The sequence below is a fragment of the Roseibium sp. Sym1 genome (assembly GCF_027359675.1).
Lineage (GTDB): Bacteria > Pseudomonadota > Alphaproteobacteria > Rhizobiales > Stappiaceae > Roseibium.
In genome coordinates this window covers 3195790-3219183 of sequence record NZ_CP114786.1, presented here as the reverse complement: position 1 = coordinate 3219183, position 23394 = coordinate 3195790, and the positions used below count along the sequence as shown (strand labels likewise).

Annotated in this window: 21 protein-coding genes; 2 read left to right on the top strand and 19 right to left on the bottom strand. The window is 59.5% G+C overall.

What is annotated here, in order from left to right; all coding sequences use genetic code 11:
- Nucleotides 1-282: 282 nt before the first annotated feature.
- The 19 genes from O6760_RS14615 to O6760_RS14525 form a co-directional block, all read right to left on the bottom strand.
- Nucleotides 283-861, bottom strand: coding sequence for an ATP-binding protein (locus tag O6760_RS14615; protein ID WP_269586093.1), 579 nt, complete (start codon nt 859-861; stop codon nt 283-285).
- Nucleotides 848-2110 (bottom strand): PP2C family protein-serine/threonine phosphatase, encoded by a 1263-nt coding sequence (locus tag O6760_RS14610; protein ID WP_269586092.1) that lies wholly within the window; start codon nt 2108-2110, stop codon nt 848-850. Before O6760_RS14610 ends, O6760_RS14615 begins: the two co-directional genes overlap by 14 nt.
- On the bottom strand, nt 2111-2419 hold the full coding sequence (locus O6760_RS14605; RefSeq protein WP_269586091.1) for an STAS domain-containing protein: 309 nt from the start codon (nt 2417-2419) through the stop codon (nt 2111-2113).
- Nucleotides 2420-2506: 87 nt separating this feature from the next.
- Nucleotides 2507-3736, bottom strand: coding sequence for a methyl-accepting chemotaxis protein (locus tag O6760_RS14600; RefSeq protein WP_269586090.1), 1230 nt, complete (start codon nt 3734-3736; stop codon nt 2507-2509).
- A gap of 73 nt (nt 3737-3809) precedes the next feature.
- The gene (locus O6760_RS14595) at nt 3810-4832 is read right to left on the bottom strand and encodes a protein-glutamate methylesterase/protein-glutamine glutaminase (RefSeq protein WP_269586280.1); all 1023 of its coding nucleotides are present in this window, start codon (nt 4830-4832) and stop codon (nt 3810-3812) included.
- Between the two features lie 57 nt (nt 4833-4889).
- Nucleotides 4890-5552: a chemoreceptor glutamine deamidase CheD gene (locus O6760_RS14590; RefSeq protein ID WP_269586089.1), complete on the bottom strand. Its 663-nt coding sequence runs from the start codon at nt 5550-5552 to the stop codon at nt 4890-4892.
- Nucleotides 5549-6412, bottom strand: coding sequence for a CheR family methyltransferase (locus O6760_RS14585; protein WP_269586088.1), 864 nt, complete (start codon nt 6410-6412; stop codon nt 5549-5551). The genes O6760_RS14590 and O6760_RS14585 overlap by 4 nt, the downstream gene beginning before the upstream one ends.
- 83 nt (nt 6413-6495) lie before the next feature.
- Complete coding sequence (locus tag O6760_RS14580; protein ID WP_269586087.1) at nt 6496-9249, bottom strand: methyl-accepting chemotaxis protein; 2754 nt, start codon at nt 9247-9249, stop codon at nt 6496-6498.
- A 101-nt stretch (nt 9250-9350) separates the two neighbouring features.
- Nucleotides 9351-9872: a chemotaxis protein CheW gene (locus tag O6760_RS14575; RefSeq protein WP_269586086.1), complete on the bottom strand. Its 522-nt coding sequence runs from the start codon at nt 9870-9872 to the stop codon at nt 9351-9353.
- A 22-nt stretch (nt 9873-9894) separates the two neighbouring features.
- On the bottom strand, nt 9895-12174 hold the full coding sequence (locus O6760_RS14570; protein ID WP_269586085.1) for a chemotaxis protein CheA: 2280 nt from the start codon (nt 12172-12174) through the stop codon (nt 9895-9897).
- A 21-nt stretch (nt 12175-12195) separates the two neighbouring features.
- The gene (locus tag O6760_RS14565) at nt 12196-12561 is read right to left on the bottom strand and encodes a response regulator (RefSeq protein WP_269586084.1); all 366 of its coding nucleotides are present in this window, start codon (nt 12559-12561) and stop codon (nt 12196-12198) included.
- On the bottom strand, nt 12561-12842 hold the full coding sequence (locus O6760_RS14560; protein WP_269586083.1) for an STAS domain-containing protein: 282 nt from the start codon (nt 12840-12842) through the stop codon (nt 12561-12563). Before O6760_RS14560 ends, O6760_RS14565 begins: the two co-directional genes overlap by 1 nt.
- A 750-nt stretch (nt 12843-13592) precedes the next feature.
- Nucleotides 13593-14012, bottom strand: coding sequence for a BLUF domain-containing protein (locus tag O6760_RS14555; protein ID WP_269586082.1), 420 nt, complete (start codon nt 14010-14012; stop codon nt 13593-13595).
- Between the two features lie 66 nt (nt 14013-14078).
- A complete protein-coding gene (locus tag O6760_RS14550; protein ID WP_269586081.1) occupies nt 14079-16508 on the bottom strand; it encodes a methyl-accepting chemotaxis protein in 2430 nt (809 codons plus the stop codon).
- 337 nt (nt 16509-16845) lie between these two features.
- Nucleotides 16846-17718, bottom strand: coding sequence for a shikimate dehydrogenase (locus O6760_RS14545; RefSeq protein WP_269586080.1), 873 nt, complete (start codon nt 17716-17718; stop codon nt 16846-16848).
- On the bottom strand, nt 17715-19010 hold the full coding sequence (locus O6760_RS14540) for a TRAP transporter large permease (protein WP_269586079.1): 1296 nt from the start codon (nt 19008-19010) through the stop codon (nt 17715-17717). The genes O6760_RS14545 and O6760_RS14540 overlap by 4 nt, the downstream gene beginning before the upstream one ends.
- Nucleotides 19007-19513: a TRAP transporter small permease gene (locus O6760_RS14535; protein ID WP_269586078.1), complete on the bottom strand. Its 507-nt coding sequence runs from the start codon at nt 19511-19513 to the stop codon at nt 19007-19009. Before O6760_RS14535 ends, O6760_RS14540 begins: the two co-directional genes overlap by 4 nt.
- Nucleotides 19514-19915: 402 nt before the next feature.
- Nucleotides 19916-20932, bottom strand: a complete 1017-nt coding sequence (locus O6760_RS14530; RefSeq protein WP_269586077.1) for a sialic acid TRAP transporter substrate-binding protein SiaP — start codon at nt 20930-20932, stop codon at nt 19916-19918.
- Nucleotides 20933-21043: 111 nt separating this feature from the next.
- On the bottom strand, nt 21044-21730 hold the full coding sequence (locus O6760_RS14525) for a GntR family transcriptional regulator (RefSeq protein ID WP_269586076.1): 687 nt from the start codon (nt 21728-21730) through the stop codon (nt 21044-21046).
- A gap of 142 nt (nt 21731-21872) precedes the next feature.
- Here O6760_RS14525 and aroQ point away from each other — a divergent pair, with 142 nt between their 5' ends.
- On the top strand, nt 21873-22337 hold the full coding sequence (gene aroQ / locus O6760_RS14520; RefSeq protein ID WP_269586075.1) for a type II 3-dehydroquinate dehydratase: 465 nt from the start codon (nt 21873-21875) through the stop codon (nt 22335-22337).
- Complete coding sequence (locus tag O6760_RS14515) at nt 22337-23392, top strand: Gfo/Idh/MocA family protein (RefSeq protein WP_269586074.1); 1056 nt, start codon at nt 22337-22339, stop codon at nt 23390-23392. The genes aroQ and O6760_RS14515 overlap by 1 nt, the downstream gene beginning before the upstream one ends.
- The last annotated feature ends 2 nt before the right edge of the window (nt 23393-23394 follow it).

Genomic DNA, 23394 nt, shown 5'->3' with positions numbered 1-23394 from the left:
GGGCCGGATTGCACGGCAATCCGCCGGCCGGACTCCGCCTCACCCGGCGAGGGTGCGACGGACTGAACGGCAAACGGAGTTGAAGGCGGAGAGTTCCAAAGAAAAATTTCTATCATCGCGGTCCGGCAAGCACCGGCACACGCGACGACGCGCGGCAACGGAAGTCGTCCGGTGCCATTCACCTGCGGATACGACGGAGATCGAACAGGCAGAATGTCTGCCGCCACATCGGGTCGAGCTTTTTCGCTGTTCCAGGCAAAAGCTGCCTTCCGCGACAGATCTTCACTTGAGAAAAATCTTGCCCTCCACGATGTTGCCCCTGCCGAAAAACTCCAGCGTGTCAAAGCTGTAGTTCCTGGCCAGGAACAACCCCCGGCCGTTTGGCCTGTCGTAGGCGACCTCGTTGTTCAAGTACTGTCGAAAGTTGAAGCCCGGACCCTGATCGGTGACCCTCAGAAGGATCACCTCCGGCTCAACGGAGAAGTCCGCGGTCACCCGGCGGTTCCTGTAGGGCTCGCGCTCCTGGCGGCCTGCCACCTCGCTCTCGAACTGGTCGTTCAGGAGCAGTTCGCTTTTCAAGTCCATCGAGATCTCGAGATTGCCATGCTCGATGGCATTGCTCAGCAATTCCCAGAACCCCATTGAAGCTTTTTCCGGGCAGACGGTGTTGAGACCGAGCATGGCAGAAAGGCGTTCGGCCTCGCCATGGGTACTGAGCTCGAAGGTTCCCCGAAGCAACCGACCGAAGGACGAGGAGGATCGAGAGACATACTTCTTGATGCCTTCGGCATCGGGCAACCGGGCACTGTCCGTCCCCTTTTTTTCGACGAGGCCCAGTGCACGCTTGTCAGAAACACTCATCGTCAATTGCTCCCGGTAAATCTCTTGAAAATTCAACGCAAACAATTGTCACGTCATCGCTGAAAGCCTTCGTTTCGCCGCAAGTGAGCCGGGCAAGGACCGCATCGATGTAAGCCTTGCAGGAGGTCTCCTCCGGTTGAGCGCTCAAAAATCCGGCGAGGCCGTCATAGTCGAAGATCGAGTCGGGCGGATCCGGCGTTTCGATGAGGGCATCGCTATAGAGGAACAGCCGGCTTCCTTCCATGAAATCCAGTGATTGATCCATGTAATCGGACTTGCAGCGCAGCCCGAGGGGAAAACCGGTTCCATCGAGCGTCACGAACCCACCGTTCCCGCCCCCCGTTTTCAAAAGGGCGGGGGGAGCACCTGCTGAAGAGAAGGTCATCTGCCGGCTTCTGAAGTCGATGATTGCACAGAACATAGTGGCGAACTGTCCGACGGGAAGGATCTCGTGCAAAAAGCCGTTCAGTTCCGCCAGGAAATTCGACGGCACATCAATCGCGTCGCAGCTGTTGAAAAAGCCCTGGAACCTGAAAGTGTTAAGCGCAGATCCGACACCATGCCCGGAAAAGTCCAGAAGATAGACAAACAGCTGGTCCGGTCCGAGTTTCCGCATACCCCAGAGGTCTCCGCCAAGACCGATCGAGGCCTCGTAGTGGGAGGCAAGCTCCACCGGCATGCTGTCGATCACGGATCGTATCAGGTCCTCGCCGGGCAACAGGTCCACTTGCATGGACCGGGCAAGATCGATTTCGTCCGCGACCCGTTCCTTGTATTCCTTCAATCTCTTGATCAGATGGCTGCGTTCCAGGTGGACGTGAAGTCGTCCGGCCAGTTCAAGATGATAGACCGGCTTGCCGATCAGGTCTGTCGCGCCGGCCTCGAATACCTTGATCCGCTCCTCGAGTTTCTCGAGGCCGGTCAGGACGAGGATCGGGATGTCGGACAAGGACCCGTCCGACCGGATCCTGCGGCACAGCTCGAAGCCGTCCATGACGGGCATGTGAAGGTCCGTCAGGATGAGATCAGGCTGCCATTCCGTCATGATCTGCAAGGCCGCCTGGCCGTTTTCGGCCGACCGGATCTGACGCAGTCCGTAATGGGTCAGGAAACGGCTGATCAGGGCAAGAACGACGGAACTGTCCTCGACTATGAGAATCCTGCTGTTTGCATAATCCGCGAGGTGGTTCTCAACCGCCCTTGACTGTTGCTCCTGCAGCTTCCTGTAAATACCTGCCGCTCGGGCCATTCAAGCCTCTTCCAGGGTCAGGATCTTGTCGAATTTTCCGAGTTTCATGAGAGCATCCACGTGCCCCTTCGCGCCGCGGATCACCAGCGTCCAGCCATTGGACTGCCCTTCCTCATGCGCAACAACGAACATTCCGAGACCGGACGAATCGATGGAATTGAGCTGCGACAGATCGAAGACGCAGGTCTTTGCCCCGGACGCGGTCACCTGCTTCAGGAGTTCCCTGAATGCCTTGTGATCCGAAAAAGCCAGCCGTTCAGCTATCCTGGCGTGAAAGGTCGTTCCGTCCTGCGTTGTCGTCAGGTTCATGCGGGTTCCTCCCGTTGTTGGAGCGGGTGCGCAATCAGGCACGGACAGGCACGTTGTCCCTGACCGGCTCGTTGTTTGCCCCCCGCCCTAAAAGAGCTCGATTTCATCATCGTTCTCGAAATCCACCTTGGCGCCGGCACCGTGTGCCGGCGCTGCCGCGGCCGGTTGTCCGGGTCCGTTCTGCTCCGCCTTGCCGGCCTCCTCGCATGCGACAGCGGTGACACCGCCATTGAGCATCATGCCGGGCTGGAAACGTGCCTCGAAGCGCTGGGAAATCTCATTCAGGCTGAAACTGCCGATCAGGCGTTCCCGGAAGGCGGGGTCCTGCCGCTCCGCCGCGTCGTCACCGGCAATCCCGAGTTCCTGGGCATCCGCCTCCAGGACATCGAACGAACTGGAAATGACATCGAGCGCGTTGTTGACGTTCTCAAAAATCTGTTTGGTCCTGTCGTGAAACTGCATGCCGACGACGGCCATCGAGATGTCCCGCGATATTTCCTGCGATGCAGCAGCCGAATGGGCAAGGACCTCGGAAACCTGCTCATTTTGCGAAATCAGCCGGTCAACCATCGAGTTGAAACCGGCGTTGATCTCCAGGTTTTGCTCGGACAGGTCCATCGTGGCGATTTCTTCCACGAGCTGGTAGGCACCGCGCAACCCGGTCGAGATGGAGTTGATCTGCGCCTTGAGATCCGTCGAGAGAGTCTCGACGGTCTTTGCAAGTTCACGCACTTCGTTGGCCACAACGGAGAACCCGCGGCCCGCCTCTCCGGCCCGGGATGCCTCGATCTTGGCATTCAGCGCCAGAAGGTTGGTCTGGCTGTTGATTTTCTCGATCTTGCCGACGCTTTCCTCGACATGCACCAGTTCGTCGTTGATATCGTTGAGCTTGTAGACCATCGACATTCCGCGCGATGAAAGCTGCACGATCTTTTCGATCAATTCCGCCAGGATGTCCTTCAGGCCGGACGCCAGATCTGCAACGTTGCGCGGCTTGCCGTCGATGACGACTTCCTGCGAAAGCGTCGCAAGATTGCCGATTTGCTCCGCCTGTTCCCTCGAACGGGTCGAAATGTTCTGAAAGCTGGAAGTGACGCCCTCGATGTTTGTGTCGATCAATGCACAGGCACGATCGATCTCCTCCATCAATCCGTTCAGGGCCGTCTGCTGATCGGCGGACAGGTCCAGACTGGTTTTGAGCAGTCGGAAAAGAAGCTCATAGCTCCCCGAATCCACACCGGCGCCACCTAACGCAGGGGAATTTAAGGTATCGACACCATCCTCGATGTCTTCGATTTCGTCGGCTCTCTGTAACATCCTGAAAAAGTATCGCTATCTGGTTGATAATAGGTGTATTCGCGCCATCTAGATATTTATACGAGTATAAAAATCAGACACGAATGGATTTTCCTTTCTGCGCAATGCAGATATCGAGAACTTTTCGGGGAATTTGCCGCAGAGGAAGCTGCTCCATAACCGCTCCCATTTCCTCGGCTATTCTTGGCATCCCATAAACAACGCAACTCGCTTCGTTCTGACCCAGCGTGTATGCTCCTGCGTTGCGCATTGCCAGCAGCCCCTTGGCACCGTCCTTGCCCATGCCCGTGAGAATGACGCCCACAGCGTTTTTTCCCACGCACTCGGCAACCGACTGGAACAGCACATCCACCGAGGGGCAGTGTCCGGACACGCGCTCCTGGCCGCCGATCCTGCAGATATAATTGGCACCGCTCTTTGCCACCCGAAGATGCATGTCGCCGGGAGCGATATAGGCGTGACCAGGCAGTATCCTCGCGCCATCGCTGGCTTCGACGACGCTGATCGCGCACAGGCCATTCAGCCGGTTCGCGAAACTCCTGGTAAAGGACGCCGGCATGTGCTGCGTAACGACAATCGCGGGACTGTCCGGCGGCAGGACGGGCAGCACGCTTGAAAGTGCCTCTACCCCGCCCGTGGAGGCTCCGATGGCAATGACGGCTTCCGTGGAAGCGAATGCCGGCGACGACGACAGTCTCTGCCCCGCCCTGCCCGGACGGTCATCCAGGCTTCTGACCCGTGCGGTTGCAGCCATCTTGACCTTCTCGATGACCTCCAGATACTTCTCCGAGAGGCCGTGCTGCAGGTCCTGTGTCGGCTTGGCGACGCAGTCGACCGCACCGATCTCCATTGCATGCAGCGTCGCGTCCGCCCCCTGCTGCGTCAGCGACGAAATCATGACGACAGGCATCGGGCGCAGCCTCATGATCTTTTTCAGGAATTCGATGCCGTCCATCTTCGGCATTTCGATATCCAGGGTGATGACATCGGGGTTGAGCGTCTTGATCATCTCCCGGGCGACATAGGGGTCCTGAGCGGCGCCAAGAACCTCGATGCCCGGGTCGCCGGACAGGATTTCGGTCAGCAGCTTTCGCATAAGCGCCGAGTCGTCGACAATCAGAACCCGCACTGGTTTTCGCAACGTGGTGCCTCCCTAATCGAACAGCTCGATGTCGCCCTCGATCTCGGAATGCGCGAGATGCGAGATGTATTTGCGCTCCGCCTTCACAACGCTTTCATCCACGTTGTGCCGCAGCAGCAGCCGGTGCACGCGTCCCGTTGCGGGGCAATAGTGGATCCGGCGCCCCCTCGAACCTCCAAAGTCCTGGGCCGCGACGCGCAATCCTTCCTTCTCCAGGTATTTCAGCGTGAATTCGGCGTTTTTCTTCCCGACCAGGGAAACGCCGTCATAGAGGCTGGAACCTCCGAACAGCTTGATTTCGAGCTCGTGCCGCTTGCAACCGGACTTCAGCACCGTGTTGACCAGCGCTTCCATGGCGTAATTGCCATAGCGCAGGGATGCACTGACGCCGCTCCACTCCCCGGTTTCGTGTTCCGGCAGCATGAAGTGATTCATGCCGCCGAACCCCGTGCGCGGGTTTCGGATGCAGGCCGCCACACATGACCCCAGAACCGTGACGATGATCTCGTCCCGGGCGGCAGTGGCGTAGGACCCTCCGGGCAAGATGCGCATGTAATAGCTGTGAAGCTTGCGATTGTAGGTCCGCACGACATGGGGGCCCTGCGCGATCGGCTCCTGGCTGCGCGGCAGCGACTGCCCGCTTCCATTCACGCGTTTGTTCGCGCCCGCGTTCATGAGCCGCTCCTGCGATAGATGGTCCGGCCATTGAGTTGAAACGCGCCCGCCGTGTCGAGCAGGGTCTCCGAATGCCCGATATAGAGCCAGCCGCCGGGCTTGAGCATCTTTGCGTAGCGCGCGATCAGCCTGGTCTTTGTCTCCTCGTCGAAATAGATCATCACGTTTCGGCAGAATATGGCATCGAACGGGCCCTTCATTGGCCAGGGCTTGAGGAGATTCAGCTGCTTGAAGGTGATGAGCTGCCGCAGCGCATTGCCCGCAACCGCCTGTGACCGGTCATCCGTGAGGGTAAAGAAACGTTTCCTGTACTGGGCAGGAACATTTTCCAGATCACCTTTGGGATAGGTGCCGGACTTGCCCTTTGCGACCATTGCCGTGTCCAGATCGGTTGCCAGGATCTTGGCGTCCCAGGCGCCGAGACGCGGGAGGCGCGCCAGCAAGGTCATCGCGATGGAGTAGGGTTCCTCGCCGGACGAGCAGCCCGCAGACCAGATCCGCAGGCGCCTGTCACCGGTCTTGTCTCCCCGCAGGACCGTCTCCGCCAATGCGGTGTCCGCCAGATGATCGAAATGATGGCTCTCGCGAAAGAACTTGGTGAGATTTGTCGTGATCGCGTTGATGAAGACACCGCTCTCGGCGGCCCCGCCCTCACCCTCGAGCAGCCGGCAATAGTCGGCGAACGACTTGAGGCCCAGCTCGCGCAGCCGGCGCGCCAGCCGCGAATAGACCATGTTTATCTTGTGATCCTTGAGAACAATGCCCGTCTGGTCATAGACAATGGAAGACAGATACCTGAATTCCTTCATCGTGAAGGGAAATTCCTTCTGGGCAGTATCTTGGGCTGCTTGTGCAGGCATGTACGCACGTGTCCGGAAAAGCTTCAGTCGCCCGGCGGAATGCCGGGCGATCGTTTGTTGGGGTCACTTTTGGGACGTCAGGATCAGAATTCCTTCCAGTCGTCGTCCTCGTCAAAGGCCGACTGGATTTCCGCCTGCATGCTGGCAACCGCGCCTCCGCCGGCAACCTTGCGCATCTGCATGGCCGGGGCGTTGGCGACCACGCGCTTCGCCGGCCGGGCCTCGGCCGGCGCCCCCGACCCGCCGGCCTGATCGACGTTGAAGAAGGACATCCGCTTGTGCATGTTGCCGGCCTGATCCTGGAGCATCCGGCAAGCCGCCGCGTTTTCCTCGACCAGGGCGGAGTTCTGCTGGGTCATCTCGTCCATCTGGCTGATGGCCTTGTTGATCTCTTCCACGCCGGTTGCCTGTTCGGTGCTGGCTGCGGCGATTTCCGACACGATGTCGGTCACCCGCTTGACGGAGTCGACGATTTCGGTCAGCGATTTGCCGGCATCGTTCACCAGCGTGACACCGTCGCGCACCTGTGAGCCGCTCTCCACGATCAGGGACTTGATGTCCTTGGCGGCTTCCGACGAGCGCTGCGCAAGCGACCGCACCTCCGATGCGACGACGGCAAAGCCCTTGCCCGCATCACCCGCGCGCGCCGCTTCCACCGCTGCGTTCAGGGCCAGCAGATTTGTCTGGAAGGCAATCTCGTCGATCACCCCGGTGATGTCCGAGATCTTCTGGGAGGACGCCTCGATCTCCGACATTGCCGTGACCGCCTTGCCGACGACCTGGCCGCCGTCCGACGCGACCGTACGGGCACTGATGGCAAGCTGGTTGGCCTGCTGGGCATTGTCGGCGTTCTGCTTGATCGTCGAGGCGATCTCTTCCATCGACGCCGCGGTTTCCTCGAGGTTGGAAGCCTGTTGTTCGGTGCGCTGCGACAGGTCGTTGGTGCCGGTCGTGATTTCGGTGGCCGCGTTGCGCACTTCGCTCGCGCTGACCGTGACTTCCGTGACAATCTCGCTCAGGCGCTCGGCGGTTTCATTGAGCGCGTTCTTCAGATCTTCGAAACGCCCGGAGTAGGACTTGGTGATGCGGCTGTTCAGGTCGCCTTCCGCAATGGCCCCGAGGTTCTCGTTGACGTCGACCAGCGCCTGGCCGGTGGTTTCACACAACCTGTTCATGGCTTCGGCAAGGTTGCGCATGAAACCTTCCTTGCCTTCAAGAGGAATGCGCTCGTCGAAATCGCCGTTCACCGCGGCGTTGACCATGGTGTTGATTTCGTCCTCGACGGCACGCTCCTGCGTCACGTCCTTCCACTCGACAACCGAGCCGAGCCGGTTGCCGTCGCTGTCCAGGACAGGATTGGCGATCAGGTCGAACTTGCGGCCCGCAACGGCAATGCTGGTTTGGTAAGTGGAGGACAGCCGCTCAAGCATGCCGCGCTGGTGAGCCGGGTTCTTGTGGAAGATGTCGATGTTCGAACCGATCAGCTTCTTGGTGTCGAACTGGCTCAGTTCCTTGCGCAGATCGGCCTCGGCGTCATGCATCATCTCCGTGACGCTGTCGTTCATGTAGACGATGTTGAAGTTGTTGTCGGCCACCATGACATTCGTGGTGCAATTGTCGAGCGCCACCTTGATGCGCATGTTGTTTTCGAACGCGACCTTCATTTCGCGTTCCTGCGCCTCTTCCTTGGTACGGTCCGCCCACTCGACCACGGTGCCGAGGCGGTTGCCTCCCTCGTCGAGGACCGGGTTCGCGATCAGGTCGAACGAACGGCCGGCGATCTTGATATTGGTCTTGTAGGTCGACGACAGGCTCTCCAGCATGGACCGCTGGTGCGCCGGGTTCTTGTGGAAGACGTCGATATTGGCACCCAGCAGCTTTCTGGTGTCGAACTGGGTCAGTTCCTTGCGCAGATCCTCTTCAGCATCCTGCAACATGTCGACGACGCTGTCGTTCATGTAGACGATGTTGAAGCTGTTGTCGGCGACCATGACATTGGTCGAGCAGTTGTCGAGCGCAACCTTGAGACGCAAATTGTCCTGGAAGCTGGCCTCCGACTGGATCTGCTCGGTAATGTCGGACGCGAACTTGACGACCTTGTAGGGTTTGCCGTCCGCGTCGAGGATCGGGTTGTAGGAGGCCTGGATCCAGATGAGGTTGCCATCCTTGCCGATGCGCTTGTATTTGCCGGCATCGAATTCGCCCCGGCCGAGTTTTTCCCAGAACAGCTTGTATTCCGAGCTGGTCCGCTCTTCCGGATCGACGAACATGGAATGATGGCGGCCACGGATCTCGTCGATGGAATAGCCGACCGTGTTCAGGAAGTTCTCGTTTGCGTCCAGGATATTTCCGGTCAGGTCGAACTCGATGACAGCCTGCGCCTTGTTGATGGCGTCGATCTGGCCCCTGTAATCCAGGTGCTGCCTGTTCAGCGCGTTGATTTCGGTCGTGTCTGTCCACTCAAGAACAAACCCTGCCAGATCGCCCTTGTCATCCGTGGTGCCGGTTGCACGGACTGAAAAGTCGGCCGATCCCGCTGAAGTGTCAAAGCTATGTGCCTTGCCTGCCGGGCTCGAGAGCAACTGCCGTACGCTGCCCGGATCCCGGAAGAACATCTCCACGTTCTGGCCAATGACATTTCCTGCGCTGAAGCCAGGGCTGATTTCCTGAAAATCTCCGGAGCGTTTCAGAAGCAATTCCTCGGCAGCCGGGTTCATATGCTCGATCACCAGCGTGCGATCGACAAACATCAGCGGCGTCCGGATATGCTCCAGAGCCTTGGCTGCGCTGAAGGCAAACCCGGTCTCGTTCTTGTTCAGTTTCCGAAAAAAGTTCATTGGAGAGTTCCTCTCAGGAGTTCTCTGGCCGAGACACAGCCGCGTTGAAGCATGGCGATTGGAGCAAGGCCCTATTCGATTGCGGTTACGCGTGCTCCGGACTAAGCGGCGAGTTCGGCGGACGAAGATGTCTCGCCGCGATGAAAGAGTTTCTCGAGTGAAAGCAGGACGACCATGCTTTCCTCGACGGTGATGATGCCCGACAGGAATTCCGCCGCAGTGATGCGTTCCATGTCCGGCACCGGCCGGATCTGGTCTTCATTGACGGTGAGAATGTCGGAAACGGCATCCACGAGCAGACCGATGGTCCGCTCCTGCACGCTCGCGATAATGACCACGTGATACGGTGTCGTCTTTGTTCGCCCCATGCCGAACCGGCATCGCAAGTCAAAGGTCGGCACGATCGTCCCGCGCAAATTCAGAACGCCGAGATTGTATTCCGGCTGGTTCGGCAATGGCGCGGTCGCCGTCCAGCCCTTGATTTCGCGGACCGCCATGATGTCGATCGCAAATTCCTCGTCGCCTACCTTGAAGCTGATGAACTGTTGTATGTTCCTGCTCTCGACGGGCGATGCTTCTCGGGACACCTCGTCCTGCAGGGGATTATCGATCTGCTCGCTCATAAATGTCTCCCTACTAGAGAAATCAAACGGTTATCGGCAGCTGCCGGCCTTCCGGATCTGTCGTGGGCGCCGACACATGCGCATTCTGGCCATTGCCTTGTGCCTCTTCGGCAAGCTGTTCCGTCTGGGCTGCGGACGACGGCCGCCAAAGTTCGCCGCTGGCGGCGGGCATCGTCTTCAACTGTTCGATGTCCAGGATCAGCGCCACCCGGCCGTCGCCCAGAATCGTCGCGCCGGAAACGCCCGGTACCGGATCGAAGTTCTCCTGAATGCTCTTGATGACGACCTGCTGCTGTCCGATCAGTTCATCGACGAGAAGTCCGACCTTGCCGCCATTCGCGGTTTCCGTGACGACGACGAGGCCCCGGCGCGGATCTGTCACCGCGTCCTTGATGTTGAACAGGTGGTGCACCCGGATCAGGCGAATGTACTCGCCCCGCATGGAGACGACTTCGCCCCCGCCTGCGAGCGCACGGATCTGTTCTCCCTGAGGCCGGAAACTCTCGATGATGCTGGCAAGCGGCAGAATGTATTTCTCGGACCCGATGGCGACCAGCATTCCGTCCAGAACAGCAAGAGAGAGAGGGATCGTCAGCGTGAAGCAGGTTCCCTTTCCTTGCGTCGAATGCAGCGATATCCGCCCTCCGAGCTTGTTGATGTTGCGCCGGACCACATCCATTCCGACACCACGGCCGGACACATCGGTCACCGAGCCCGCAGTGGAAAATCCGGGTGCGAAGATGAGTTCCTCGATCTCTTCATCCGTGAGTTTGGCGTCCTCGGAGACGATGCCCTTGCTGATGGCCTTCTTCAGCAGGGCCTCCTTGTTGATGCCGGCGCCATTGTCGATGACCTGGATGATGATGTTGCCGCCCGCATGACGCGCCGAGAGCTTGATCTTGCCCATGGGCTGTTTGCCGGCAGCCTCGCGCTCCTCCGGCGTTTCTATGCCGTGATCGATCGCGTTGCGGATCATGTGGGTGAGCGGGTCGGCCAGCTCCTCGATAACGGTCTTGTCGACTTCGGTCTGCTCACCTTCCGTCAGCAGGCGAACCTGCTTGTTCACCTTGGCGGCGACCTCACGCACGAGGCGGGGCATTCTCGAAAACACCGACTTTACGGGCTGCATGCGGATGGCCATCACGCATTCCTGAAGTTCCCGGATAACCCGGGTCATGTCTTCGTTGTTCTGGTTCGACTGGAAATCGGCTCCCGAGTTCAGGTTCAGCTGCGATTGCATGGAATGCGCGATCACCAGCTCCCCGACAACGTTGACCAGCCGGTCGACACGGTCGAGATCGACACGGATCGAACTGACGCCGCCGGACTGTGGCGCGGCCTTGGAGCTGACGGTCTTCGCGGGCCGTTCTTCAGCCGGTTGCACCGACGGTGCGGCGCCATCGGTCGCAGGCGCATCGTCTGCCGCCGGCGCCGCATTGTCCGTCACGGCCGGCGCTTCGACCGACGGGGCCGGATCCGCGTCCCGTGTCCCGGCGGCCGTTGCGTCCTGGTCCTCTTCCCGCGGCTCGGGCTCGGCCGCCACCGCAGAGATTGCAAGTTCGCAATCGTCTTCAACAAACTCGAAAACTTCCCGGACCTCGTCGAGGCTCTTGTCGGTGGTCAGTGTCACACGCCAGCGCAGATAGGCGTCTTCCGGCTCCATGACCCTGAGACCGGGCAGACGGTCCGTGAAACACTCGATCTGCAGATCACCCAGCCCCTTGAGTTCCCGGATCAGCAGAAGCGGTTCGTTGGCATGACGGAAAAGCTCCGTCCTGGGCGCGAAATCGATTACATAGACGGTTGTATCCGGCTGCCTGTCGGGTTCCTCGCCGCCGCCGTCACTGTCGCAACCCTGCGCCGCCACCGGTGTGATGACGGATTCCAGGCCGTCGACCTGCGCCAGAAGCAGATCGATCTCGACACTGACTTCCGAGCCATAATCCTTGCTGCGCTCCTCTCCGGAACGCGCGGCTTCAACCAGGCCTGCAAGGATATCTCCGGCGTGGATCAGAACCGTTGCGACCGCGGCGGTCTGCTGAACGAGTCCGTCGCGCATCCTGTCCAGGAGCGCTTCATAGCGGTGCGCGAATTCGACAAGCTGGGTGAAACCGAACGCGCCGGCGCCGGCCTTGATGGAGTGAACGGCGCGGAAGATCGCATTCAGGGCTTCCGAGTCGGCCGTTTCCGCCTGCATCTCGTTGAGACGCTCCTCCAGATCAACCAGCAACTCGGCGCATTCGTCAAAGAATGTCGCCTTGAACTGGGCAAGATTATCTGGAGTGAAGGACGACCCGGTCATGCGTGAATTCTCCAATCCCGATTACGGGCAGACTTTGTTGACGACCTGGACGAGCTTGTCCGGGGTGAAAGGCTTGACGATCCAACCCGTTGCACCGGCGGCCTTGCCCTCTGCCTTCTTGGCGTCGCCGCCTTCGGTGGTCAGCACCAGGATTGGCACGCCCCTATGGTTGCTTCCGCCGCGCACGCGCTTGACGAGGGTCACGCCGTCCATGTTCGGCATGTTGATATCGGTGATGATCAGGTCGACTTTCGTGCTGTCCAGAAGTGACAGCGCCTGAACCCCGTCCTGGGCTTCGACAACATCAAACCCAACGCCACTCAGAGTGAAACGGACCATGTCGCGCATGGTCTTGGAATCATCGACGGTCAAAACCTTCTTGCTCATTATGACTTGCTCCACTCCGCATATTGGCTACTCAATCCGAGATCTTCGAAGGCCGACTGGAAGACAGATGATGAACCGGTCAGCACCAGACGACGCTTTTCCCCCGCCAGTTCAGCAGCCGCTGCAAGCAGGACCTGAACCGCGGGTGTGCCGATCCGCTCGACCTTTCCGGCGTCGATTTGAATTTCGCTCTGCTCGGAAAGCGCCCCGGCCAGGCATTCGCGAAGCTTTGGAACCGACTCAAGGTCGAGTATCTCGGGTAGTTCCACCTCAGTTGACATTTTTGATTGCCGCCCCCGTTTCCAGCCTACGCAGAATTACGAAGCTTCAATCAAGTATTCTTACGGAAAGTTCCTTCAAGACTGTTAAAGTATTCAATTGTTTATGGTTTACAATTCGTTAATTCGAGGGCTGAAACTTGGAGTCTATCGAAGAATTAGCGACAGATTCCCATTATTCTTTGAAAAAAGCTCGGCAATTATATCTATTGTAAATTATTACAATATTTTATATTCGTTTTTCATTGATCTAAACTTGTATGCCGCTAGGTCATCTTTTGATCCCGATCCAGGCTCTTCAACCAAGGAGGTTGCAGACTGGAGTTTGCAAGCAACTTCAAAGACTTGCACGCATAGGTGTAAAATATTCACGTATTTCGCGAATTTCACAGCTTCCGATAGATTTTACCGGTTTCGCGATTGAGCGGCCGTTTCGTTGCCTGAAGACCCGAAATCACGTCGAACAGGTGGATAACCGACATTTTTTAAGAGCCCACCTGCCTGCCGAGGCCAGGCAGGCCGATTCGGCGTGCGGTGAGCCGACAGGATCCGCGTCCAACCGGCTTCTTGGTCCGGTCTGACCGGCATGTCTCACCGTTCGGCATCGGCCCACAAGTGCGCCTGTGGTCCCGAAAGGACGGATCCATCCTCAACCGGGCGCCGCGATCGTGCCGAGCCTGTGCAGCAACGACCGGCCTCGAAGGAAAGGACCTTCTTAAGGACAATTTTCCAAGGCAGGATGGGAGTATCGGATCAGGGCTGCGTCTCGGACAAGGAGCCGATCGAGGCAAGCAACTGCCACGCCCCTTCACCCGACATGTTGTAGGGCTGAAAAGTGCTGCTTACCGAGCACTTCAGGATCTCATCCCGGCGCAGAACGCTTTCCCCCACATAGGCCATGCGCCACTTCTCGAATTTCCTGCAGTCGATGGTCCGGTAGTCCAGTATTGCCGGATCGTCGTGGCGGTCGTCGCGAAGAATGGTGCGGTACAGGAAGTTGACGCTCTCCCGCCCACCCTCGAGGCACTGCAGAAAATAGCTGCTGTTGAACAGGAGCACGCCCGTGACATCCAGCCTTTCGTTGTTCTTGCGCGCCTTCTCAAGGATCACTCTCAAGGCGTCTTCGTCGATGTTCCTCGCCCGACTGGCATAGATCAAGCTCGTCAAATACATCTCTGCTGCCCCCCTCTTGCGGTCACCGCCCTGTTTCGGGCTCCCTTCATCACTTGTGACTCGAACTCATGCCGCAAGCAGGTAATCGTCCTCTTCAAGCTGCTGTTCAAAGGCAATCCCGAACCCGTTCTCGCTTTCGCGGACAATCTTGCCGCCGATTGCGCGCGTGCCACCGAAAATCAGGGTGACATCGTCCTCGATGGCCATGTTCTCGAGCTTCGAAATCTGCGCGCCCGACACGCTGATATCGATCAGCGTTGCGACATGCTGGTTGCCGCGGGCGTCTTCCACGCTCACTGGGCCCTTTCCGGGAACGCGCAACGCCAGTCGGCGGTCTTCGACATCCTCGGTCACGGCTTTCAGGAAGGTTTCAACATCGCTGGCAAGGCCCTTGCTGGTTTCAGCGACCATGAAAGTCGCCGTGTTCACGGTCCCGGCCTCGCCGCGCGTCTGCTGAATGGCAGCTGCGACATCGTTCATGTTGGTCGCCGCGACACCGGTACCGGACGCCGCGTCCTGCGCGGATTGTGCGATATCCTGCGTCGAGACATGCTGCTCCTCGACAGCCCCGGCGACAACCGTGGTCAGAGAACGGACTTCGCCTACACGCGCCCCGATATTCTCAATCGAACTCACGGCGCGGCGAACGGAATCCTGGACTTCTTCAATCTGGCTGGAAATTTCGTCCGTGGCCTTGGAGGTCTGCTCCGCGAGCTCCTTCACCTCCGACGCAACGACCGCAAATCCGCGCCCCAGTTCCCCCGCGCGCGCCGCTTCGATCGTCGCATTGAGCGCAAGAAGGTTGGTCTGTTCCGCGATGTCGCGGATCAGGCTGACGACACCACCGATGCGCTCTGCGACCTCCGACAGGGCCATGACATTCCGGTTCGCATCGGCGGCTTCCTCGACCGTGCGGTCCACCAGGACGCTGGTACTCTCCGTCTGCTTGGCGATCTCCTGAACGGTCGATGTCAATTGTTCCGTTGCCGTCGCAACGGAGGTCACGCTCTGCGAAGCGGTCGAAGTGGATTCACTTGCAGCCGACGACTGCCGAAACGACTGTTCCGCAAGTTCGTCAAGCGCCGACGAACTCTGCCTCATCAGCTCCATCTGTCCGGCGACCATCTCCAGCCTGCTCGTCATGGCCGACCTGAATTTGGAAATGACCTCGTCCAGATGGGCCTGGCGGCGGCGTTCCCGTCCGCGTTCGCTTTGGTTCATCTTTTCAAGATGCGACCGGGCCACGGCGTTTTCCTTGAAAATCGCGACCGTGCGGAACATCTCACCGATTTCGTCGCCCCGATTTTCCGTGGGCAACTTGACGTCCAGCTTGCCGTCGGCCAGCGACATCATCGCCTGGGCAATGCGCTTGATCGGCCTCGTGATCGACCGGGCGCTGAGGACGCCGACCAGGGTTGCGACCGCGAGAAGGGCCAGACCGGTGAGCAGCATCCGGTTCCGCATGGTGACGAGCGTGCGCGAGGCTTCCTCGACACTTTCGACTGCCAGTACGACGAACCGGGAGCCGAGAAAATCCATGGCGGCCCCTTCGATCGCATACTCCGCTCCACCTCCAATCGCGGCAGTGCCGGATGCCGTACCGGTGTCAAGCGAGGCGTCTATCAGAGGCAGTTCGAGTCGTGTCTGGAGGATGTCCGCTTCCTCGGAAGTGGTCTTCGAGCTGCTTCGAAGCAGCCCGTCCTGCCCGACCAGAATGAGCTCGCCGGTCTCGCCAAGGCCCAGTTCCTGAGCCATGATGAGGTTGATCCTGTCGATGGGCAGCTGATAGGCAAGCACGCCCGCCACCTTGCCCTGGCCATCGACGATGGCCTTTGCGACAAAGCTTGCAGGAGCGTCGCCGCTTGGGCCGTATCTGTTGAAGTCGCGAAAGACGGGCCGGTCCGGGCTTGCCATCGCTTCGCGGAAGACCTTCCCGAGATCCGTGTCCGCCCATTGGCCGCCTCCGGCGGCAAAGTTGGTGGCGAAATCGAGCTCCTTGAAGACGCTGTAGACCAGGTCGCCGTTCGGATTGAACAGAAAGACGTCGTAGTACCCCCTGTCTTCGTGCAGCTTGCGGAACCAGGGATGATACTTCAGATGAGCCTGATCATAGCCGGAGCCTGTTTGGGCAGCGTCGAGCTTCTGCTTTTCGCCGGCCGGGTGCGGATTGTTCTCAATGTAGGCCTCGCGAAGTTCCACACTCGGTTGCCCACCGAGTTCCGACCAGAATTGCCAGGTCGCGGCGAACTCCTTCGCAGCGGACACGGTTCCGGGATGCTGTGAGACCAGCTCCAGGTCAGTCTGAATTCCTGCAAGATAAGCTTCCAGGTCCGACTTGCCGGCATCAATCGCGGTCTGGAGACGATCCTGGATAATCTCGTTGAGGCTTTCGCGCGACGTGAAATAACTGGCGACACCAACGGCCGCACTCGCGACGGCCACCAGGCCGACAACCAGGAACTGGACCTTGGCCGATAATCCGATTTTCTTGAGCAAGTTCCCCAACCTTAACCAAACCTGACTTGATAGGGCATTTCCACCCCATCAACCTTCGTAAGGAAAGCTGTAGATTTTATGAACAGAACACCTCCACAACACCAAATAACGCTACGGAATTTCAACATAACATCAAGATTTCAAAAACAGATATCCGCTACACGAAAGAAAACAACTAATAATTTATAACAATAAAAAGTCGCAGAATCAGGAAAAAACATTGACAAATGCGACATGTCAGGAAGCCTTCAAACCGGCGATATCCGCGCCAATCCGGCCCCTGCATCCACCAGACCGTCCGCTGTCGACGCCCTGCCCCGGACTGTATGCCCCGGAACTATCCCAGACTTGCGAAACACTCGGAAAAACGGTCGGGATCCGGCGTGATCCCGGTAAAGAGTTCAAATGCGCGCACGGCCTGGAAGACCGCCATGCCGGCACCCCCCATGACCAGGCATCCTCTGTCTTGCGCCGCTTTGAGGAGTTCGGTTTCGAGGGGGAAATAGATGACGTCGGCGACCCACATGGAGGGACACAGCAAGTCCAGCGGAAAGGGTGTCCCCGGAAGCTTGTCCATGCCGACAGGCGTCGCGTTGATCAGGCCATCGATGTCACGGCTTGCTTCGGCCAGGTCATTGGCAAGGGAGGCCGCTCCGGGTCCTTTTTGCCGGCAGACCGCGTCCGCAACGGCAGCGGCCTTCGCCGGATCCTTGTCATGGATGCGCAAGTGCTCCGCGCCGTTCTCCATCATGGCGAAGGCAGCGGCGACACCGGCTCCTCCGGCACCGACAAGCAGGACCCTTCGCCTTGGGACACCCGGCAGGGCGCGGCGGAAGCTCTCGGCAAAGCCCCATAGATCGGTGTTGTGGCCAACCCGCTTTCCCTCCGCGAACACAACCGTGTTGACCGCGCCGATGGCCCTGGCGTTCTCGGACAGCTCGTCCAGATGCTCCATCACCTCCAGCTTGAACGGATACGTCACGTTCAAGCCCGAAAACCCGCAAACCTCGGCAGATCGCAGGATCTCTGCCAGCGGCGGCGGCCGGGCTCCCATTTCGCCCGTGTCAAACAGGCGGTACACCAGGCGGATACCGTTGGCCGCCCCTTCCGCCTCATGCATGGCCGGGGTCCGCGACCTCTGGATACCGCTGCCGACGAGGCCTGCGAGAATTGTCCGGGGCGTCCCAAGCGGCTGCTGACCGGCAATCATCCCGGATACCCGAACACGCGCGGCAGCCACAAGATGAGATCCGGCACCAGGATCAGCGTAACAAGGGCCGCAATGAGCACGGCCAGGAACGCCCAGATCTCGCCAATGATCTCCTGCAGCGGAATCCGGCTCACCGCATTGATGACGAAGAGCAGGATCCCGTAGGGCGGCGTGATCAGGCCAATCATGCAATTCACGACGGCGACCACGCCGAAGTGGATGAGATCTATGCCCAGCTCGCGGCAGGTCGGCAGAAACAGGGGAATGATCACGAGAATGATGGTGGTCGCGTCGAGGACACATCCGAGCGCGAGCAACAGCAGGTTCACCCCGAGCAGGAACACGATGGGCGAAACATCAAGGCCGGTCAGCATTCCCGCCAGCTGGTTCGGTATGTTTTCCGAGGCAACGATGTAATTGAGGATGAGCGCGCCTCCGATCACCAGCCCCACGGCGGCTGACGAGCGGGCACTTTCAACAAGGATCTTGTAGAGCGCCCCGGCGGTCAGGGCCCTGTAGAACACCCCGGCCAGTAGCAGGGCATAGGCGGCGGCAACCGCTGCCGCTTCCGTCGGCGTGGTCACCCCGCCATAGATTCCGTAGAGCAGGATGGCCGGCATCAGCAGGGCCGGAAACGCATTGAGCGTGTGCAGCGGCAAGTCCCCCAGGGGGACCGGGTCTTCATGAGCGAACCCGCGCCGGGTGGAAATGACCGTATTCATCCCCATGATCACCGCGCCCATGAGGACACCGGGAACGATCCCGCCCAGAAACAGGTAGCCGATGGACTGGTTCGAGACCAGCGCGTAGAGGACCATGGGAATGGACGGCGGAATGATCGGGCCGATGGTTGCCGACGCGGCGGTGATGGCAGCCGCGTAGCCGCGGGTGTAGTGGCCGCTCCGGGTCATCATTTCGATGATGATCTTGCCGATGCCGGCCGCATCGGCAACGGCCGAACCCGACATCCCGGAAAAGATCAGGGAGGCGACCACGTTGACATGGCCCAGTCCGCCGCGAAACCGGCCCACTGTTGCGACGCAGAACCGCAGCAATCTCTCCGAAATCGTTCCGGCGTTCATGATGTTCGCGGCCACGATGAACAGCGGCACCGCCAGGAGCACGAAGCTCTCGTAGAGACCGGCGAGGATCTGTTCACCGGAAAGGGCGATGTCCTGCCCGGCAACAGCCAGGTAGACAAGCGATCCCACCAGGATCGAATAGGCGATGGGCGTGCCGATTGCGGCCAGCAGGAAAAGTGTCAGGAGGCACAGGGCCAGCTGCAGGCTCATCCTTCCTCCCCCACGTGAATTTCATGGGCATCCGTGGGGGCGCCGTGGCGCAGGACATGAAAGAAGGTCCACGCGTATCGCAGGGCCACGACCACAAGGAAAATCGCGTAGATCGAATAGATCGTGCGCATGGGGATCTTCAAGGTGGCGCTCTTCTTGATCTTCAGAAAATCGATCCAGTCCCATGTCGGCAGGAACGACCAGGCAAGGGCCAGCGCGACACAGAAAGCCGACACCAGCGCCATGACCTTTCGCGGCCCGGGCGGAACGGAAAGATAAAGTATGTCGAAGCTGACGTGATCGCGTTCGCGGACAATGAAGGCATTCCCGAAAAAGACGATCCAGACCCAGAGCACCAGGCACAGTTCCAGTGTCCAGCCGAAGGGTTGCTCCATCACGTAGCGCGAGAAGATCTGCAACAGGAAGGTCAGGAACATCACACCGAGCATGGCGGCCGCAACCGCTTCGCCGACTTTCATTCCCCATCTGGACAACAAGGCCATCTCTCTCCTCCCCCGATACCCTTTTGCAGCTGGGCCCCAGTTTGCTTCGTTCCCATCGGCAAGGTCAAAGGCAGCGTGTCTCTCGAGCGATTTTCAGGAACGGCATGTGTTTTCCGGCATTGGTGAAACGTGGTGGCGAGAGACCGGATTGCACCGCAGCGTGCTGCAGCGAACGGGTGCTCCGGCAGTCATGACCCGGTGACCGACCAGGCGACGGCTCCGGGGAGAATGTCCAGGACATCCCCTCCGGTGTTGAACCGTTGCCACCGCCTGATCGTGTTTCGGGCCTAGTGTGGTAAATTTGAAAACCACACTAGAAACATAGACTTGCTAGTCACCCTTTTGAATCTGAAGTTCGTTCAGAGCAAGCCGGGAAATGAGACGAACTTCAGATTCGGGTGACTAGTTCCCCAGGGCGTTGATCTTTTCCAGCAGGCCGTCGGGCCAGTTGGCGGCGTAATCGCTTTCCAGGTACATGCCCTGCACGCGATCGCGGAACGCGGCAACATCGGGCTCATAGATCTCCATGCCCTGTTCCTTCAGGAAGGAAACGAGATCCTCTTCCTTTTTCAGCTGGGCCTGCCGTCCGGCTTCGGCGGCGTCATCGGCAGCCTTCTGCACGGCCGCCTGCTGCTCCGGTGTCAGCCCATCCCACACAGCCTTGGAAATGGCGATGTAGTTCAGGTCGACCAGATGGGACGTCAGGATGATCTGGTTGGTGACTTCGTAGAATTTCGCGTCGACCACCGTCGGCAGCGGATTGTCCTGACCGTCGACCGCACCGGTCTGCAGGGCGGTGTAGACCTCGGTGAACGCCATCGGCGTCGGGTTCGCGCCCAGTGCCTTGCCCAGGAACTGCCACGCGTCCGTTCCCGGCATGCGCAGGTTCACCCCGGCAAGATCGTCCGGTGTCATGACCGTGAGTTCATCCTTGCCCTGCCGCAGGTTGACCTGCCGGCGGCCGAGATACATGACCGACAGCAGCTTCACCCCGAGCTCATCCTCAACCTTCTGCTTGAAGGGTTCCATCAGCGCATCGTTGAAGACCGCCACCTGGTGCGCGGCATCCTGATGGACATAACCGGCGGTGAAGATCGAAAACTCGGGAAAGAACACGGCCAGTTCCTGTGCGGACGTGATCGACATTTCCAGATTGCCGCGCGCGATGGCTTCGAGTTCCGTTCCCTGCTTGAACAGTGTCGCATTCCAGTGCGGCTCGAATTCCGCGAACTCGGCGACGGCGGGTCCGAAGACTTCCGTCATTGCAACGGCGCGCTGATCGGTTGCCGAAGCCGGAGCCGACAGGCGCAGCTTAACCTTGTCTTCAGCGTTTGCCGCAGTGATGCCGAAACTGGATGCCGAGATGGTGAGAGCCGCGGCTGTCGCAACGAATGCGCGGCGGTTCAGATATTTTTTCATTTGGTTCCTCCCATATGCGGTTAGCCGGCGAAACCGCAGCCGACCACTCCACTTCAATCCTTTGCACACGATCAACCCGATTTCAACATACGTTCTCTATTATGTAGGCTATTATGAAATCAGCTCGGATTGCTTTCTGTCCCGGTTGGCAATGCTGTGTTCGACACCACCGAGAATGTGGGTTTCAAGGATTTTTGCCGCCGTGGCGGCATCATGTGACAGCGCGGCGTCGAAGAGCATCTTGTGTTCCCTGGCGGCCTCATCACCGCGGAAGGTCAGGGTAAGCATCTGATAGCGAAGGTACTTGTCGAAAACCGCTCCATGGGTTTCGAGCAGCGCCCGTGAGCCGCAACCGGTTATCAGCGCGCGGTGGAACTGCCAATCGGCGTTTTTCCAGCGTTCCCGCACGGTGGTTTCCCCGGCCAGCATCTTCTTCTCCAGAACCTGCAGCTTGTGATAGGCCGCCGCAACGCCGGCCTCCCAGTCCAGGTCCCCCAGCTCAAAGGACCGTTTCAGGGCATGGCTTTCGAGCAGGATCCGCAATTCGGCGAGTTCCCGAAGATCGTCATCGGAGACGGGTGCGACCTCGAAGCCTTTCTGCCCTTCGGCAACGACAAAGCCGTCCGAGGTCAGGCGGTTGAGGATCTCCCGGAGCGTGGTCACGCTGACGCCGTAGCGCTTCCGGAGCGGCTCGAGCCGCATCCGCTCACTCGGCTTCAGCTGTCCGAAAATGATGTCGTTCCGGATATTCCGATACACGCTGTCCCCAACCGTATCGCTTCCTGTTGCCTCGATCATTCCTGCTCCTGCGCGGCCCTTGACGGTTTGCATTTATAGGATATTTTGCGAAATATAAGAAATTAGAAAACGTCGCCCCATCGACAGATATCTAGCCGCAAACCCGCCGACATGTAACCTTCCACATCGAGGATCTCGAGACATGACCTCCGCAGTGTTCGTCCTGAACGGCCCGAACCTCAATCTCCTGGGCAAGCGTCAGCCGCACATATACGGAACGGAAACCCTCGCCGATGTGGAGGAGCAATGCCGCGAACAGGCCGCCGCACACGGCCTTGCCATCCGCTTTCACCAATCGAACTGGGAAGGCCAGATCATCGACTGGATCCACGAGGCACGCGACGCGGGCAGCGCGATCATCATCAATCCCGGCGCGTTCACGCACACGTCGGTGGCCATTCTTGACGCATTGAATGCCTTCGACGGCCCGGTTTTCGAGGTCCATATCTCGAACGTGCACAAACGCGAGAGCTTCCGTCACCATTCCTATGTGTCCCTGCGCGCGGACGGCGTCATCGCCGGCTTCGGAACACAGGGCTATCTGCTCGCCCTGCAGCGGGCCGCCAACCGGATCGAAGCTGCAAGGGCGCAGACGGACACGGCCTGATGGGTGGCCGGGCGTCTATTGCCGTCGCCGGCGCCGGCCTGATCGGCAAGCGCCATATCGAGGCAATCGACGCCGTCCCGGAAACCCGGCTTGCCGCCATCGTAGATCCCGCAGAGCCCGCGCGGGAGCTGGCCGGGCAACTGGATGTGCCCTGGTATCCGGACCTGCAGGCGCTGTTCCCGGCAGCAAGACCGGACGGCGTCATCCTGGCAACCCCCAACCGGCTGCATGTCGACAATGCCCTGGACTGTATCGCGGCGGGGATTCCCGCGCTCGTGGAAAAGCCCCTGGCCGCGGATCTGTGCGGCGCCCGGCAACTTGCCGAAACCTCGGAGACCTCGGGCGTGCCGCTGCTCGTCGGCCATCACCGCCGGCACAACCCGTTGATCGCGGCAGCCAAGGCAAAGCTGCAAGAAGGGTTGCTGGGCACGATCGTCACGGTCCACGGCATGTTCTGGCTGTTCAAGCCCGACGACTATTTCGATGTCGAATGGCGCCGGCAGTCCGGCGCCGGTCCCGTGCTCGTCAATCTCATTCACGACATCGACCTGCTGCGCCACCTGGTCGGCGAGGTTGTCAGCGTGCAGGCACAAAAGGCCGGTCACGTCCGAGGATTTCCGGTCGAGGAAAGCTGCGCGATCCTGCTGCGTTTCGACAACGGCGCCCTCGGCACGGTCAACGTCACCGACACAGCGGTCGCTCCCTGGAGCTGGGAGCTGACGGCGGGCGAGAATCCCGCCTATCCCGCCACCGGCCAATCCTGTTATTTCATCGGCGGGACGCAGGGCTCGATGGAGCTGCCGAACTTGAAGGTCTGGACCAATCCGGACAAACGCAGCTGGTGGGAGCCGATTTCAGCAACCCGCTTTCCCCGGTCCGGTGGGGATCCGCTGGTTCGCCAGATCCGCCATTTCGCCGCCGTTATCAGGGGACACGAACCCCCGCTTGTTCCCGCGCGCGAGGGATTGAGGTCGATGCAAGTGATCGACGCGATCCAGAAATCGGCACAGTCCGGAGACAGCGTCATGCTTACGCATGACGACCCTGCAGCGTAAAC